Annotated in this window: 11 protein-coding genes, 1 other RNA gene and 3 pseudogenes; 11 read left to right on the forward strand and 4 right to left on the reverse strand. The window is 66.8% G+C overall.

Features of this window, described 5'->3' with window-relative positions; genetic code table 11:
- Window positions 1–41: 41 nt before the first annotated feature.
- Window positions 42–856, reverse strand: a pseudogene (locus ACSJDS_RS08390) (phospholipase A).
- A 56-nt stretch (window positions 857–912) separates the two neighbouring features.
- On the opposite strand from ACSJDS_RS08390, the gene ACSJDS_RS08395 reads away from it, so the two are divergent.
- Complete coding sequence (locus tag ACSJDS_RS08395; protein WP_473032876.1) at window positions 913–1,050, forward strand: hypothetical protein; 138 nt, start codon at window positions 913–915, stop codon at window positions 1,048–1,050.
- Between the two features lie 212 nt (window positions 1,051–1,262).
- A pseudogene (mscK, locus tag ACSJDS_RS08400) lies at window positions 1,263–4,632 on the forward strand (mechanosensitive channel MscK).
- A gap of 14 nt (window positions 4,633–4,646) precedes the next feature.
- Here mscK and ACSJDS_RS08405 read toward each other — a convergent pair.
- The 3 genes from ACSJDS_RS08405 to ACSJDS_RS08415 all read right to left on the reverse strand — a co-directional run bounded on the left by ACSJDS_RS08405 (window position 4,647) and on the right by ACSJDS_RS08415 (window position 8,742).
- Window positions 4,647–5,423: a TlyA family RNA methyltransferase gene (locus tag ACSJDS_RS08405; RefSeq protein WP_473032877.1), complete on the reverse strand. Its 777-nt coding sequence runs from the start codon at window positions 5,421–5,423 to the stop codon at window positions 4,647–4,649.
- A gap of 28 nt (window positions 5,424–5,451) precedes the next feature.
- Window positions 5,452–7,419: a hypothetical protein gene (locus ACSJDS_RS08410; protein WP_473032878.1), complete on the reverse strand. Its 1,968-nt coding sequence runs from the start codon at window positions 7,417–7,419 to the stop codon at window positions 5,452–5,454.
- Between the two features lie 99 nt (window positions 7,420–7,518).
- A complete protein-coding gene (locus ACSJDS_RS08415) occupies window positions 7,519–8,742 on the reverse strand; it encodes an ATP-grasp domain-containing protein (protein ID WP_473032879.1) in 1,224 nt (407 codons plus the stop codon).
- Between the two features lie 269 nt (window positions 8,743–9,011).
- On the opposite strand from ACSJDS_RS08415, the gene ffs reads away from it, so the two are divergent.
- From ffs to ACSJDS_RS08460, 9 genes and pseudogenes are all read left to right on the forward strand, one after another.
- Window positions 9,012–9,108, forward strand: an RNA gene (gene ffs / locus ACSJDS_RS08420) — signal recognition particle sRNA small type.
- 104 nt (window positions 9,109–9,212) lie between these two features.
- On the forward strand, window positions 9,213–9,662 hold the full coding sequence (gene aroQ / locus ACSJDS_RS08425; RefSeq protein WP_473032880.1) for a type II 3-dehydroquinate dehydratase: 450 nt from the start codon (window positions 9,213–9,215) through the stop codon (window positions 9,660–9,662).
- A gap of 158 nt (window positions 9,663–9,820) precedes the next feature.
- Window positions 9,821–10,036 carry a periplasmic nitrate reductase, NapE protein gene (locus tag ACSJDS_RS08430; protein WP_473032881.1) on the forward strand — a complete coding sequence of 72 codons (216 nt, stop codon included), beginning with the start codon at window positions 9,821–9,823 and terminating at the stop codon, window positions 10,034–10,036.
- A complete protein-coding gene (gene napF, locus ACSJDS_RS08435; RefSeq protein ID WP_473032882.1) occupies window positions 10,020–10,517 on the forward strand; it encodes a ferredoxin-type protein NapF in 498 nt (165 codons plus the stop codon). The genes ACSJDS_RS08430 and napF overlap by 17 nt, the downstream gene beginning before the upstream one ends.
- Window positions 10,507–10,788: a chaperone NapD gene (locus tag ACSJDS_RS08440; protein WP_473032883.1), complete on the forward strand. Its 282-nt coding sequence runs from the start codon at window positions 10,507–10,509 to the stop codon at window positions 10,786–10,788. Before napF ends, ACSJDS_RS08440 begins: the two co-directional genes overlap by 11 nt.
- Entirely contained in the window at window positions 10,785–12,878 is a 2,094-nt protein-coding gene (gene napA / locus ACSJDS_RS08445; RefSeq protein WP_473032884.1) for a nitrate reductase catalytic subunit NapA, read from the forward strand. The genes ACSJDS_RS08440 and napA overlap by 4 nt, the downstream gene beginning before the upstream one ends.
- Before the next feature lie 73 nt (window positions 12,879–12,951).
- Complete coding sequence (locus tag ACSJDS_RS08450; RefSeq protein ID WP_473032886.1) at window positions 12,952–13,287, forward strand: molybdopterin dinucleotide binding domain-containing protein; 336 nt, start codon at window positions 12,952–12,954, stop codon at window positions 13,285–13,287.
- A 29-nt stretch (window positions 13,288–13,316) separates the two neighbouring features.
- A pseudogene (locus ACSJDS_RS08455) lies at window positions 13,317–13,679 on the forward strand (nitrate reductase cytochrome c-type subunit); the annotation flags it as partial.
- A 112-nt stretch (window positions 13,680–13,791) separates the two neighbouring features.
- Window positions 13,792–14,436, forward strand: a complete 645-nt coding sequence (locus ACSJDS_RS08460) for a NapC/NirT family cytochrome c (RefSeq protein ID WP_473034999.1) — start codon at window positions 13,792–13,794, stop codon at window positions 14,434–14,436.
- Window positions 14,437–14,463: the final 27 nt, after the last annotated feature.

Here is a 14,463-nt window from a genome sequence, read left to right on the forward strand (position 1 = left end):
TGCTTTGGGCAATTGGGTGCTGCTCGACGCGCGTGCTCTGCTCAGCGGGTGAGGACGCCACCGGTGAACAGCGGGTTGAGGCTGAAGCCCAGGCTCAGGCGGTTGCTGCGATGATCGTAGTCGATCATGCTCTCGCCGTAGCCGTAGTAGTACTGGACATGGGCGCGGATATTGCCGAACAGCTCCCAGGAGTAGTCGAACTGAGTGCCCATATGGCCGGCACTGGGGTTGCCGCGTACCATCAGGCTGGCTTCCTGGTCACCGTGGATGCGTCGCGCGACGGTGATATCCCCATAGCCCATGAAGCGGTGGATATCGGGGTTGTCGTCCTCGTTCTTCGATTCGGGGATTCGCCAGTGCGGCGCGATGCTGACCCCCAGTCGCCGCGCTGGAACATGCTTTCCAGATAGACCCGGTTCCAGCTGCGGGAGAGCGGCTCGGAGCGGCCGTTGGAGAGGTGGTTGAGGGCCACGCGGTTGCGCACGTTGGTCCAGCCGAAGGCGCGCCAGGCGTTGTCGAAATTGATGAAGACTTCCGGCTCGTAGTTGGTTTCGCGAAACGGCGACGAGGCATCGGTGTTATAGGCCTGCCACCAGCTGCGCTGGGTGAAGGCAAAGTAAAGGTCGCCGGTGTCGCCGAACAGGTCTTCGATCAGATTGACCTTGGCGCTGAACTGGAACTTGACCTCCACGTCGCGCGGGCCGTTGTCGCTGCTGATGTTGGCGAAGGCGGGCTTGTTGGGCTTGGCGTTGTAGCTGATCGGGAAGATGTAGTTGCGCCGATGGGTGGTAATGGCGAGCGGGTTGCGGGTCGACTCGCGCTCCAGCTGGCGGCGCTGGGCGATCTCTTCGCGCACCAGCTCGGCCTCTGGGTCCAGGGGGAGAGCTCATCCCCGGGTAGCGACTCCAGCTCGTGCTGAAGCCGCTCGATTTCGCCGGTCAGCGACTCGATCCGGGACTCGATGGCCTGGCGCTGATCCATCCGCTGATCATCGCTCTGGGCCAGGGCTCCAGTGGCAGGCACGCCCGCCAGGATAACGCCGGCAAGTAGGAAGGAACGGATATTCATGGCGTGACTCGAAGCGAAGCGGTGAGAAGAGCATTCTACCCCGACTTCTACCACGACGCCTCGGCAAGTCAACCGCTGCAGGCGCCGTTTGCCAAAGGCGTTGCGGCGGCAGAAAATCATGCCGCGTGCACCGGCTCCCTTGATCGAGGAATGGCGTGAATCACACCAAGGTTTCTTTCATCCTGGGCCTGCTGATGAGCTGGCTATTGCTGGCCACCCTGGTCCAGGCGGACACACCGCCACTGCCCGATCGGGAGGCCGTGACCCAGCGCATCCAGGCGCTGCAGCCTGGCGACGAGGAGAGCGCCAGCGATGCCGTGCAGCGAGAGCTGGAGGCACTCCAGGCAGCCGAGGAGGCGCTGGGTGAGCTGGTGCATATCGAGGAACGCCTGGCAGCGCTTGAGCAGCGCGTCGCCGATGCGCCGGATGAACTGCTGCGCCTCGAGCGAGCGCTGGCCGAGGAGGAGGCGCAGGCGCTGGCGCTGAGCGCCACCGATCTGAACGACCTGCCTATCGCCGAGCTGGAGGCGCGTCAGCAGCAGGCGATTCTCGAACTGCAGCAGCTGCAGGATCAACTCGCCGAGGTCAACGCTCAGCTGCTGGGGGCGCAGACCCTGCCGGAGCGCGCTCAGCAGGCCATTGCCGAGGCCATGCAGCGCGTCGAGCAGGCGCGTCGCGCTCAGGAGGAAGTGGAGGCGCAGGCGCTGGCCGCCGATGACCCTCGGCTGATTCGTCGTCGTGCGGAGCACCGCCTGGCCGAGGCGGAGCTGCGCTTTCATCAGCTGGAGTTGAGCACCAATACCCGGCTGCGCGAGCTGGCCCAGCAGCGTCAGGAGCTGCTCAATCGCCAGGTGGCCACCCAGGAGGCCGAGCTGGCGACGCTGCAGAGCGTGATCGACCGCCAGCGTCGCCTGGCCTCGGAGCAGGCGATCGCCGATGCCGCGGTGGAGGACCCGCTGATTGCCGCCGGGCATCCGGTGGTGCTGCGTGCCCAGCAGATCAACCGCGATCTCAGTCTCGAGCTGCTGCGCTCCACCGACCGGACCAATAGCCTGGTGCGCGAGGGCATCGAGGTGCGACGTCAGCTGGACCATGTGCGCCAGCTGGAGCGTAGTCTGACCGAGCAGATCGAGGCGGTACGCGGCAGCATGCTGCTGTCGCGTATCCTGCGCGAGCAGCGCCAGGCGCTGCCCCAGGTGGCGCCGCGGCGCGACCTGCAGGAGGAGATCGCCGACCTGCGGCTGCGCCAGTTCGACCTGGGCCGCCAGCGCGACCAGCTGCGCCAGAGCGAGCGGTTGGCCACTCAGCGCCTGGAGGAGGCCGACGTCGAGGTAACCCCGGCGCTGGTGGATTCGCTGCTGCGGCTCTACCAGTCCCGCCGCGAGCTGGTCGATCAGCTGGAGCAGGCGTACGGCAGCCTGCTGACCGCGGCCATCGACCTGCAGCTTAACCAGCAGCAGCTGATGGCGACGTCACGCGAGCTGCGCCACACCATCGACGAGCAGCTGTTCTGGGTGGCCAACAGCCGCCCTCTGGGGCTGGCCTGGCTGCAGCATCTGCCGGCCAACCTGCTGCTGGAGTGGCAGGAAGGGGAGTGGCGTCATGTCCTGCCGCCCCACTGGGAGGCCCCCGATGCCCGCGGGCTGGCGGGGCTGCCCCCGCTGCTGGCGGCGCTGCTGCTGGTAGGATTGCGACGGCGCATCAAGGCCCGCCTGAGCGAGCTGCACGAGCAGATCGGCCGGCTCAAGAGCGACAGCCAGGGGCATACCCCCAGGCGGTGGCGCTCAACGCCCTGCTGGCGATACCGGGGCCGCTGGCGCTGGCGGCGGCGGGCACCGTCCTGGCGGTGGGGGGCGATGCGGTAGCGGTCAACCTGGGGCAGGCGCTGTGGCAGCTGGCGCTGGCCTGGGGAGTGATCGCCTGGGCGCGGCGCCTGCTGGTTCGCGATGGCGTGGCCACCCAGCACTTCTACTGGCCGGCGGGCTACGTGGCACGGCTGCGCGCCCTGCTGCGCTGGCTGGGGCTGTCGCTGGTGCCGGTGCTGGGCATTGCCGCGCTGGCGCGGGGGGCCGAGCTGCCGCTGGCGTCGCGTCCGCTGGCGCTGGGGCTACTGCTGGTGGGGCTGCTGGCCATGAGTGTGATCCTGGCGCGGCTGATCCTGGCTCATACGCCCTTTTTCGGTGTCAAGCTGTTCCGTCTGGTGCTGGGGCTGTTGCTGGCGCTGGTGCCCCTGGTACTTGCGGGGCTGATCGTGGCCGGCTACGAGTACACCGCCCTGAGCCTGGTGGGGCGCTTTGCGGTCACCCTCTATGTACTGGGCATGTGGATTCTGGTGGAGGCCACGGTGGTGCGCGGTCTGGCGGTGGCGGCTCGGCGACTGGCCTTCAAGCGGGCCCTGGCACGGCGACGCGCCCAGGTGCAGGAGGGCGGCGAGGGCGGCCTGGAGGTGGTCGAGGAACCGCCTCTGGACATGGAGCAGATCAACCAGCAGTCGCTGCGTCTTTCCAAGCTGATCCTGCTGGTGGGCTTCGCGCTGTTGCTTTATCTGGTCTGGGCCGACCTGCTGGCGGTGCTCGGCTACCTGGAGCAGGTGACGGTCTGGGAAGTGGACGAGCGCCAGGAGGGGGTGGAGCTGGTAACCGGCGCGCTGGCGGTCTCCGATGTCTTCACCGCCCTGCTGATTCTCGCCTTCACCGGGATGCTGGCGCGCAACCTGCCGGGGCTGCTGGAGGTGATGGTGCTGTCCCGCCTGGAGCTCAAGCAGGGCAGCGCCTACGCCATCAGCTCGCTGCTCTCCTATGTGATCGTCGGCACCGGCCTGGTGCTGGCGCTGGCTACCCTGGGGGTGGCCTGGAGCCAGCTGCAGTGGCTGGTGGCGGCGCTGGGCGTGGGCCTGGGCTTCGGCCTGCAGGAGATCTTCGCCAACTTCGTCTCGGGGCTGATCATCCTCTTCGAGCGCCCGGCGCGGATCGGCGACACCATCACCCTGGGCAACCTCACCGGCACGGTGAGTCGCATCCGCATCCGCGCCACCACGGTGATCGATTTCGACCGCAAGGAGATCATCATCCCCAACAAGACCTTCGTCACCGACCAGCTGATCAACTGGTCGCTCTCCGATACCGTGACCCGGGTGGTGCTTAGCTATCGTGTCTCTTATGGCTCCGATCAGGCGCTGGTGCATCGCCTGCTGCGCCGGGCCGCCGACGAGATCCCCGGGTGCTGGCCGACCCGGAGCCGCAGGTGTTCTTCATGGCCTATGGCGAGAGCACCCTCAACTTCGAGCTGCGGGTGTTCGTCAACGCCCTGGGCGACCGGCTCTACGCCACCGACGAGATCAACTGCCGGGTAGGCGAACTGTTCGCCGAACATGAGGTGGATATCGCTTTCAATCAGCTGGAGGTCTGGCTGCACCGCCCCGACGGTGTCCGGCAGAAAGTGGTCAGCGGCGCATCGCGCCCGGTCGTCGACCCGGCACATCCGCCGCCCGGTGCTGCGGGGGACCCCGGCGACTTCGAGAGTGGCAGCGGTGAAGGAGGCGAAGCTGACGCCGGCGGGCGCTGAGCCCGACTGGCGTGTCAGGCGCCGTCCGGTTCGCGAACGGCATGCAGCAGAAATTCGCGGTTGCCGTCGCCGCCGCGCAGCGGGCTCTCCTGCCAGTGCAGCACCGCCAGCCCCAGGGCCTGGCAGCAGGTGCGCAGGGTCGCCTCCACCTCGGCGTAGCGGGCCGGGTCGTTGACGATGCCCCGGGCGTTGACGCCGCTCGGGCCCACTTCGAACTGCGGCTTGACCAGCGACAGCAGCTCGCCGCCGGGGGCGAGCAGGGCGGCGATCTCGGGCAGGATCAGTCGCTGGGAAATGAAGGAGACATCCATCATGGCGATGTCCGGTCCGCTGGCGCCCTGGGCGATAAAGGCCTGCTGCAGCCTAGTTTCGGCGGCCATCTCCCGGGCGTTCACGCCTTCCAGGCAGCTCACTCGGGGGTCGTCCCGCAGCGCCGGGTCGAGCTGGTCGTGGCCCACCTCCACGCCGATCACATGGCGAGCGCCGAAGCGCAGCGCACAGTCGGTGAAGCCGCCGGTGGACTGGCCCACATCGAGTACCAGTCGGCCGCTGAGATCGAGGCCCAGGCTCTCGATCAGCGCCTCAAGCTTGAGGCCGGCCCGGGAGACATAGCGCTCCTCGGGGTCGTCCTCGACCGCCAGCTGGGCGTTATCGGGGAGCTTCTCGCCGGGCTTGGCGAGCAATCGGCCGCCCTCTGCCAATCGCACCCGGCCGTTGCGGATCAGCCGCTGGGCGCGGGTGCGAGAGCGGGCCAGGCCCTGGGTCACGAGCAGCTGGTCGAGGCGCTGCATGTATGCGGTCGTCCGGTACGTGGTCGAGTCATGGGCCCTGGTCGGCTTGCAGATCGGTCGGCGGTACCCGGTCGGCGCCCCAGCTGCGGTGAATGTAGCCGACTACCCGGTCCAGCTCCTCCTGGGTGATCTTGGCCAGTTCACCGCGCTCCAGCGGATCGTAGTGGAAGATATAGAGCCTCGAGGCGAACTGCTCGAAGGGCAGCGAAGCTTCGCCGAAGCGTTCGCCGTTGCCGGCGGTGCTGACCTTGACGTCGTCGCCCCAGTCCTGGCCGCTGTCGTTGTTGGGGTTGTAGAAGTAGACCCGCATCACCTCGGTGGGATCCAGGGCGACCCGCAGCACGGTGATGGCGTGCCAGCCGATGAAGCGCGCCGCACTGTCGGTGACGGCGATGCCCGCGGGCTGGGGATGGATCAGTGGCTGGTTGCCGTTGTAGTAGGGGTGGTAGCTGGCATAAAAGTGGCGCAGGAAGTCGTCCAGCTCGTGTAGCTGGCCGCTGGCCACGTCGACGTTGATCCGAAAGCCCCGTCCCGACCACCAGCCGTGGAACTCCGGGTTCACCCAGCGGTGCGGATCGCCCTCGCGGCCGACGCAGCGGCGGCCCATCTCGGCATAGATGCGATCCAGGTGCGGCACCACGATCAGCGAAACGGGATCGAGGTCGATGGGGAGGGTCTTGGCAACGCCGGAGAGGCTGGCCATCGACGAGATCGGCTGGCCCTCGAAGTGCATGATGATCTCGTCGTCGCGGGCCGCCCAGGCCACCATCTGCAGCAGATAGTCCGGGTCGTTGTAGGCCCACATGGAGAGCGCCCGGGCCGACTGGCAGGTGGGATTATTGCCCTGGCCGACGCCCAGTGGCAGCCCGAGCATACAGAGCACGCCTTCCAGCAGCCGGGCACGGGGCGAGACGGCGTCGCCATAGGCGATGGTCAGACGTGCCTCCGACCACTCCGACAGCGCCAGCCCCAGTTGGCGCCACATGGCCGGTGCCACCGGCGGCTGGTAGAGGATGCCGCGTTCGAGCATCAGCGCCAGGCCGTAGGCTGCCTGGGGCGTGGCAGGGTAGACGGCGCCGCGGATCAGGGCATGGACCAGCTGCCGGTAGCAGAGCAGGCAGTCGCGCCCGGTGGAGGAGAGCCCCAGCGCCTCGGCGAGCAGGTGGTCGCTGTGATCGAGCAGGTGGCGAAGCAGCACCGGATGGTAGGGCGAGACCAGGCCGGTGTCATGCATGGCTCGGGCAAACCCGGTAGCCTCGTACTGCAGGGCGGATTGGTCCATGCTGCCCAGCCGCTGGCGGTAGACCTCCAGCCCCGGGTCTTCGCGACAGGCCTGGGTGGGACCGAACAGCGAGCTGACCAGGCGGTCCGCGCCCTGGCCGCTGATGCCGAGATCGATCTCCGGGTTGGCCTGGCAGATGGCGATCTGGGTGATCATCTGCTTGACCGGCTCCACCTGGATCGGGCGCTGCTGCAGGATGCGCCAGATCTCCTCGATCAGCTTGTCGATGATGTGTTCGTAGCCGATTCGCCGCGCCAGGTGCTGAAACAGCTGGCGGGGAATCTGGGCCAGGCGACCCTGGGTTTCGCGCTCGGCCTCGCTGGGAGCGCCGAACAACAGCCACAGGTTGATCGCCATGACCTGGGTGAGATAGTGGTGCGACTGTTCGGCGGACACCACGGGGTGCAGGTAGTCGCCCTTGGCGACTGCCAGCAGGCGCAGCTCGCTGAGCGCCTCGATCACCACGGTGTTGGGGTCCGGGCTCTTGAGCGCCTGGGTGGTGAGCGACGGGACCAGGTACTGGGGAGTCTCCCAGTCGGAGCCGAGGAACACCCCCGCCTCCTCGAGCTGCTGGACCCGGGCCTCGATGGCCGCGCAGCCGCCCTCCTGAAGCAGGACGCGCCGCGCGGTATCGAGCACTCGGGGAAGTTTGGCCGGTTTGGCAAAGGCGCGGGCGCCGGCCAACAGGGACACAGCCTCGTCGAGTTTCTCCACCAGGCCGCCCAGTCTGTCGTCCCCCGCGGGGACGCCCCATCTTGCATCGTCACGTCGACTCCTCGTCGTCAGGTTGGCGTGGCCACCATGACGCCCTGATCAGACATAGAAATCAAGCTCTTCCTGGTGCTTGAGCAGATCCCGCAGGGTGTGCGGGTCTTCGCCCTTGAAGTAGATCAGCCCCCAGTGGGTGCCGAAAGCGGTGCGTTTGGTGACCGTCTCCTCCACGGGCGGGGTGAGCTCGTGGGACTCGAAGTAGGGGTGATCCTCGACCTCCTCCGGGATCTCCAGGCGGCTGACCACCCGGCGACGCGGGTAGACGCCGAAGCAGCCGGCGTAGCACTTGGCGTCCTCGACCTCCTTGGGGAAGAACGCCTTGACCTCCTCCGGGGTGCTCTTGGGGTCGAAGACCAGCATGCTGGCCTGGTAGGCGTTGAAGCCGTAGACCCGCTCGAGCAGCTCGAAGACCTTGAAGCCCGGGGGGCGATAGGCCACCTCACCGAAGTACATCTCACCGTCGCTGGTAACGAAGTATTCCGGGTGGATCAGGCCGAACTCGATGTCGAACGCCTTGATCAGCTTCTCGATCTGGGCGGTGATCTGCGGCCGGTACTGCTCGAGTTCCGGCGAGGCGGGCACGAACACCGAGTAGCCCAGGGTCACGTACTCGGAAATATTGAGAAATACGATCTTGCCCTTGTGGACCCAGGCCTCAACGGCGAACTCCCAGCCGTCCAGGTGCGACTCCATCAGCACCGGAAACTCCTCGTCGGGGATGGTATCGACCTCATCCGGGGTGCGAATTACCCGGTGACCCAGGCAGCCGGCCTTGTCGAAGGCCTTCAGGTGGATGGGGTCGTTGGGGTCGCCGTCGAGCTTGAGCAGGGTCTGGTTGACCCGCTTGAGGAAGCGGATGACGTCGGCCTTGTCATGGGCTTCTTCGAAGATGCCCACGCGGATGCCGCCGAGCTGGGCGCGGCGCTTCATCAGCGCCTTGTCGCGCAGCAGCAGCGACTGGCCGTAGAGCCGCGGGCTGTCGAGCAGCACCGAGTTGATGGCCCCGGCCCACTCCACGGTCTCCTCGAACAGCGGGATGGCGACGTCGACGCCCATGTCTCGCAGGGTCTCGGCGATCTCCATGGAGCGGTCGTTCAAGCGTTCGAAGTTCCACGACACATAGGGGATGTCGTGCTTCTGGCAGTACTCCTCCGCCCAGTCCGGCGCCACCACCACGTAGCGTCGATCGAAATCCTCGGCGGCTTCGATGGCATTCAGGCTCCAGCCGAGCAGGGCGATATAGCCCTTGTTGGGATCCTTTTTCATGCGGTTGCCTCCTGGTGCGTAAGAAGTGCCATGACCTTCCGGGCGGCTGTCGGGCAGCCACCGAGAAGGCCGGCGTAGTGGTTTCACCTTACACGAGGGAGCCGCATCTGACATTGTTGCGTCGCAGCATTCTGCGCGAAGGCGGCCCGGCTCTTGTGGCGCCGTCGAGCCACTGGTATAGTGCCAATCACTCGGCAAGTCATTGATAGCGCGCCGGGTTCGGTGCCGGCTCCTGCTGTTTCCAAGCCGTCATCGCGCTGTGGTGGCCTCGTCGGTCCTCCCGCAACGCTAAACCGCAAACCCCGCCAGGCCCGGAAGGGAGCAACGGTAGCGGTGGTCGCGTGTGCCGGGATGTGGCTGTCGGGGCCGCCTCCATTTGTGCACTGCGAAGCGCAAGGCGCGTGTTCGCCGAAAGTACGGTGCAAGCTGTCGCCCGCCCCCTCGAGTGCGCCCCTGCTGGAGACGTTGCCATGAGCCAAGGCAAGGTGCTGGTCCTGCATGGCCCCAATCTCAATCTGCTGGGGACTCGCCAGCCGGAGATTTACGGGCACGAGACCCTCGATGATATCGACAACGCCCTGCGCGAGACGGCGATCCTGGCCGGCTGGGATATCCGCTGTCGGCAGAGCAATCATGAAGGCGAGCTGATCGACGCCATTCAGGCCGCCCGCCTGGACGGGACTCAGGCGATCATCATCAATCCTGCCGCCTTCACCCACACCTCGGTGGCGATCCTCGACGCCCTCAACGCCTTCGATGGCCAGGTGATTGAGGTGCATCTCTCCAACGTGCACAAGCGCGAAAGCTTCCGCCATCACTCCTACGTCTCGCTGCGTGCCGACGGCGTTATCGCCGGGCTGGGGAGCCAGGGCTACCATGCCGCCCTGGACGCCGTAATCAAGGCCGCTGCGTCCGGCTGATACGTTTTTTCAACGCCTTTCCCTGCGGGCCCGCCAGCAATGGCGGGCCCGCTGCGCTGTGCGCCTTTGTCACCCGGGCTGACAGGATCGGCATATTGGCTACCTTGGTAGGCAGCGTCATCAATAGTCGTGCTTTATCTGGATGAGGGGATATCCCAATGGAGAAACCGGAGACCATGGCCCCGGAAACGCGCAAGAAGCAGGAGCTCAAGCTGTTCCTGTTCATTGCCGTGCTGCTGTTCCCGATCCTGGCCATCGCCGTGGTCGGGGCTTCGGCTTCGCCGTCTGGATCTACCAGATGTTTGCTGGGCCCCCGGGCCCACCTTCCTGACACGAGGTGCTGGACAACGAGGTACCATGCCACAGCCCGATAATAACAAGCGTCGTCAATTCTTCCGCTCGCTGGGCGGCCAAGGCCCGATAAGACGACCTCCCTGGACCGCTGACGACTTTACCGACCGCTGTGCGCGCTGCCGGGCATGCGTGGATGCCTGCCCGGAGGGCGTGCTGTTTATCGGCGGAGGTGGCTATCCGGAGCTGCGCTTCACCGACGGCGGCTGCACGCTGTGCCGTGCCTGCGTGGACGTCTGTGACGCGCCGGTCTTCGATACCGGTCGGCCAGCCTTTCCCTGGCGAGCCCGCATCGAGTCGAACTGCCTGGCCCTGGCCAACGTGCACTGCCAGAGCTGCCAGGACGCCTGCGAGTGGCGCGCCATCCGCTTCGTTCCACAGCTGGGCCATGCCCCGACCCCGCGGCTGGACACCGCTGCCTGTACCGGCTGCGGCGCCTGCCAGGCCCAGTGCCCCAATCACGCCATCACAATGACAAGCGAGGAGAGGGCCCATGTCGACTGATGCCCTGCATATCGCCAGCCTCCTGGTCCACGTGCAGCCGGGCCAAGCCCGCTCGGTTGCCCGCTGGGTGGAAGGCCAGGCCGACACCGAGATAGGCGCCGAGGATGCTGCCGGCAAGCTGGTAGTGGTGGTGGAGAGCCAGCACGAGAGGCGCATCCTCGCGCTGGTCGATGCGCTCCAGGTGCTACCGGGGGTGCTGGGGGCAGCGCTGGTCTACCACCAGATACTCGATCCCGTCACCGCCGATGAGCCAGAGGGGGCCCTGTCATGAAGATGACCCGTCGTGAATTCGCCAAGGCCAACGCGGCGGCCGTGGCGGCTGCCACCGCCGGCATGGCCATCCCAGCCGGCGCCAGCAACCTGATCACCAACGCCGAGCTGACCCAGTTGAACTGGAACAAGGCGCCTTGTCGCTTCTGCGGGGTGGGCTGCAGCGTGATGGTGGCGACCCAGAACGATCGCATCGTGGCCACCCACGGTGACATCCACTCGGAGGTCAATCGCGGCCTCAACTGCGTCAAGGGCTACTTCCTCTCCAAGATCCTCTACGGCGAGGACCGGCTGACCCGGCCGATGCTGCGCAAGCGCAACGGGGTCTACGACAAGCGCGGCGATTTCGAGCCGGTCTCCTGGGACGAGGCGCTGGATCTGATGGCGGAGAAGTTCAAGGAGGCCATTCGCGACCACGGGCCGGAGAGCGTGGCGATGTTCGGCTCCGGCCAGTGGACGATCTGGGAGGGCTACGCCGCCAGCAAGCTGTTCAAGGCCGGGCTGCGCTCCAACAACATCGACCCCAACGCGCGGCACTGCATGGCCTCGGCGGTGTTCGCCTTCATGCGCGCCTTCGGCTCCGACGAGCCGATGGGCGTGTATGACGACATCGAAGCCGCCAACGCCTTCGTGCTGTGGGGCTCCAACATGGCGGAGATGCATCCGATCCTCTGGACCCGGGTCACCGACCGCCGGCTCTCCTACCCGGATACCCAGGTGGCGGTGCTCTCCACCTTCGAGCACCGCAGCTTCGATCTGGCCGACATCCCCATGGTGATGACGCCCAATGCCGACGTGGTGATTCTCAACTATATCGCCAACCACATCATTCAGACCGACCGTGTGGATCGCGACTTCGTCGAGAATCACACCAATTTCGTGCGGGCGGTGGACGACATCGGCTACGGGCTGCGCGATGAGCATCCGCTCGAGCAGGCGGCCGCCAACGCCGAGGATCCCAACCGCTGGTCGGCGATGAGCTTCGAGGAGTTCGCCGAGCATGTGGCGCCCTTCACCCTGGAGCGCGCCGCCCGGGAGTCCGGTGTCTCCGAGAGCCGCCTGGAGCAGCTCGCCGAACTCTACGCCGACCCCGACACCAAGGTCATGTCCTTCTGGACCATGGGGGTCAACCAGCACACCCGCGGCGTCTGGGTAAACAACCTGATCTACAATCTCCACCTGCTGACCGGCAAGATCTCCGAGCCCGGCAACAGTCCCTTCTCGCTGACCGGCCAGCCCTCGGCCTGCGGCACCGCGCGGGAGGTGGGCACCTTCTCCCACCGCCTGCCGGCGGACCGGGTGGTTACCAACCCCGAGCATCGCCGCGAGGCGGAGGCGATCTGGAAGCTGCCCGAGGGCGCCGTGCCCGAGCGGGTCGGCTTTCACGCCGTGGAGCAGAGCCGCAAGCTCAAGGACGGCGCGATCAAGGTCTACTGGACCCAGGCCAGCAACAACATGCAGGCCGGCCCCAACACCCAGCAGGAGATCCTGCCGGGCTGGCGTCATGACGAGGCCTTCGTCATCGTCTCCGATATCTACCCCACGGCCTCAGCCCAGGCCGCCGACCTGATCCTGCCGGCCGCCTCCTGGGTCGAGAAGGAGGGCGCCTTCGGCAACGCCGAGCGGCGCACCCAGTTCTTCCATCAGCTCGTCTCACCCCCGGGGAGGCGCGCTCCGATCTCTGGCAGCTGGTGGAGCTTGCCAAGCGCATCGACGTGGCGGACGTGTGGCCGAGCGAGCTGCTCGACAAGGCGCCCGAGTATCGGGACAAGACCCTGTTCGAGCTGCTCTACGCCAATGGCCAGGTGGATCGCTACCCGCTCTCGGACATGGAGGAGGGCTACGCCAACCAGGAGGCCGAGGCGCTGGGGTTCTACCTCCAGAAGGGGCTATTCGAGGAGTACGCCCGCTTCGGCCGCGGCAAGGGCAAGGACCTGGACGCCTTCGACCACTACCACCAGAACCGCGGCAAGCGCTGGCCGGTGGTCGATGGCGAGGAGACCCTTTGGCGCTACCGCGAGGGCTACGACCCCTACGTGGAAGAGGGCAAGGGCGTGCAGTTCTACGCCAGGCCCGACGACCGGGCGCTGATCTTCGCCGTTCCCGACGAGCCGCCCCCGAGTCGCCGGACGAGGAGTATCCCTACTGGCTCTCCACCGGGCGGGTGCTGGAGCACTGGCACACCGGTTCGATGACCCGGCGGGTGCCGGAGCTGCATCGGGCGGTGCCGGCGGCGCTGCTCTACATGCACCCCGAGGATGCGCGGGAGGAGGGCATGCGCCGTGGCAGCGAGGTGAGGGTGGTCAGCCGGCGGGGCGAGGTGCGCCTGCGGGTGGAGACCCGGGGGCGGGTCAGGCCGCCCAGGGGGCTGGTCTATGTGCCCTTCTTCGATGCCAATCGACTGATCAACAACGTGGTCCTGGATGCCACGGACCCGATCTCCAAGCAGACGGACTTCAAGAAGTGCGCGGTCCGCCTGGAACTGATCAGCCTGGCCTGAGGCCGAGACGCAAGGAGAACGACGATGAAATGGCTCAGCACGCTTTGTCTCTCGATCCTCCTGGTGGTGGCCGGCCTGGCGCTGGCCGAAGAGCGCCGGGACGATTCCGCCCCCGACGGCCTGCGTCCCGGGGCACCCTCGGCCAGTCGCTGCCGGCGCCACCGCTGGCCGGCGAGCCCCGGGAGCTCGGTCGGCAGGTACTCAACTACCCCGAGCAGCCGCCGGTCATTCCCCACGGCATCCGCGACTATCAGGTCGATACCCGGACCAACCGCTGCCTGACCTGCCATAGCCGCAGCGAGGCGGTGCAGGCCGGTGCGCCCATGGTCAGCATCAGCCACTTCCGTGATCGCCACCAGCAGGTGCTGGCGGCCGTGTCCCCGGATCGCTACTTCTGCACCCAGTGCCATGTTCCCCAGACCGATGCCCGGCCGATCGTCAGCAACACCTTCCTGACGGTGGACGAGGTGCTGCTCGAGATGCTGCATGAGCGGGGGAACAACCATGAAACGCTGGCTGCAACGCTACTGGCACATCCTGACCAGCCCCAGCATGCACTTCAGCCTGGGCTTTCTGACCCTGGGCGGCTTCATCGCCGGGGTCTTCTTCTGGGGCGGGTTCAATACCGCGGTGGAAGCCACCAATACCCAGCAGTTCTGCGTCTCCTGTCATGAGATGGAGCGCAATCCGCTGCGGGAAATGCAGGACACGATCCACTACAACAACCGCTCCGGGGTGCGTGCCCAGTGCGCCGACTGCCACGTGCCCCACGACTGGACCCATAAGATGGCGCGCAAGATGGAGGCCTCCAAGGAGGTGTGGGGCTGGGTCTTTGGCACCATTCGCACCGAGGAGCAGTTCGAGGAGAAGCGCCGTGAGCTGGCCGAGCGGGAGTGGGCGCGGCTGCGTGCCAACGACTCCCTGGAGTGCCGAAACTGCCATGAGTTCGAGCACATGGACTTCACCCAGCAGAGCTCGCGGGCGGCCCGCGCCCACTCCACCACCCTGGCGGAAGGGGAGGCGACCTGCATCGACTGCCACAAGGGCATCGCCCACGAACTGCCCGACATGGGGCCGGACTTCGAGCCCGGCACCGCCGGGCTGCCGGACTTCGAGTCGTGGGTCGCCCACCTGGAGCGCGACGGCTGACGGCAGGCCAGGCAGATGGGCCGCTTT

It is taken from the genome of Halomonas sp. SL18_1 (assembly GCF_055755715.1).

Coding starts and splice junctions, on each gene's coding strand:
- ACSJDS_RS08405 (WP_473032877.1), bottom strand. CDS start 5,423: ATGCAGCGCCTCGACCAGCTGCTCGTGACCCAGGGCCTGGCCCGCTCT.
- ACSJDS_RS08415 (WP_473032879.1), bottom strand. CDS start 8,742: ATGAAAAAGGATCCCAACAAGGGCTATATCGCCCTGCTCGGCTGGAGC.
- aroQ (WP_473032880.1), top strand. CDS start 9,213: ATGAGCCAAGGCAAGGTGCTGGTCCTGCATGGCCCCAATCTCAATCTG.
- ACSJDS_RS08430 (WP_473032881.1), top strand. CDS start 9,821: ATGGAGAAACCGGAGACCATGGCCCCGGAAACGCGCAAGAAGCAGGAG.
- napF (WP_473032882.1), top strand. CDS start 10,020: ATGCCACAGCCCGATAATAACAAGCGTCGTCAATTCTTCCGCTCGCTG.
- ACSJDS_RS08440 (WP_473032883.1), top strand. CDS start 10,507: ATGTCGACTGATGCCCTGCATATCGCCAGCCTCCTGGTCCACGTGCAG.
- napA (WP_473032884.1), top strand. CDS start 10,785: ATGAAGATGACCCGTCGTGAATTCGCCAAGGCCAACGCGGCGGCCGTG.
- ACSJDS_RS08460 (WP_473034999.1), top strand. CDS start 13,792: ATGAAACGCTGGCTGCAACGCTACTGGCACATCCTGACCAGCCCCAGC.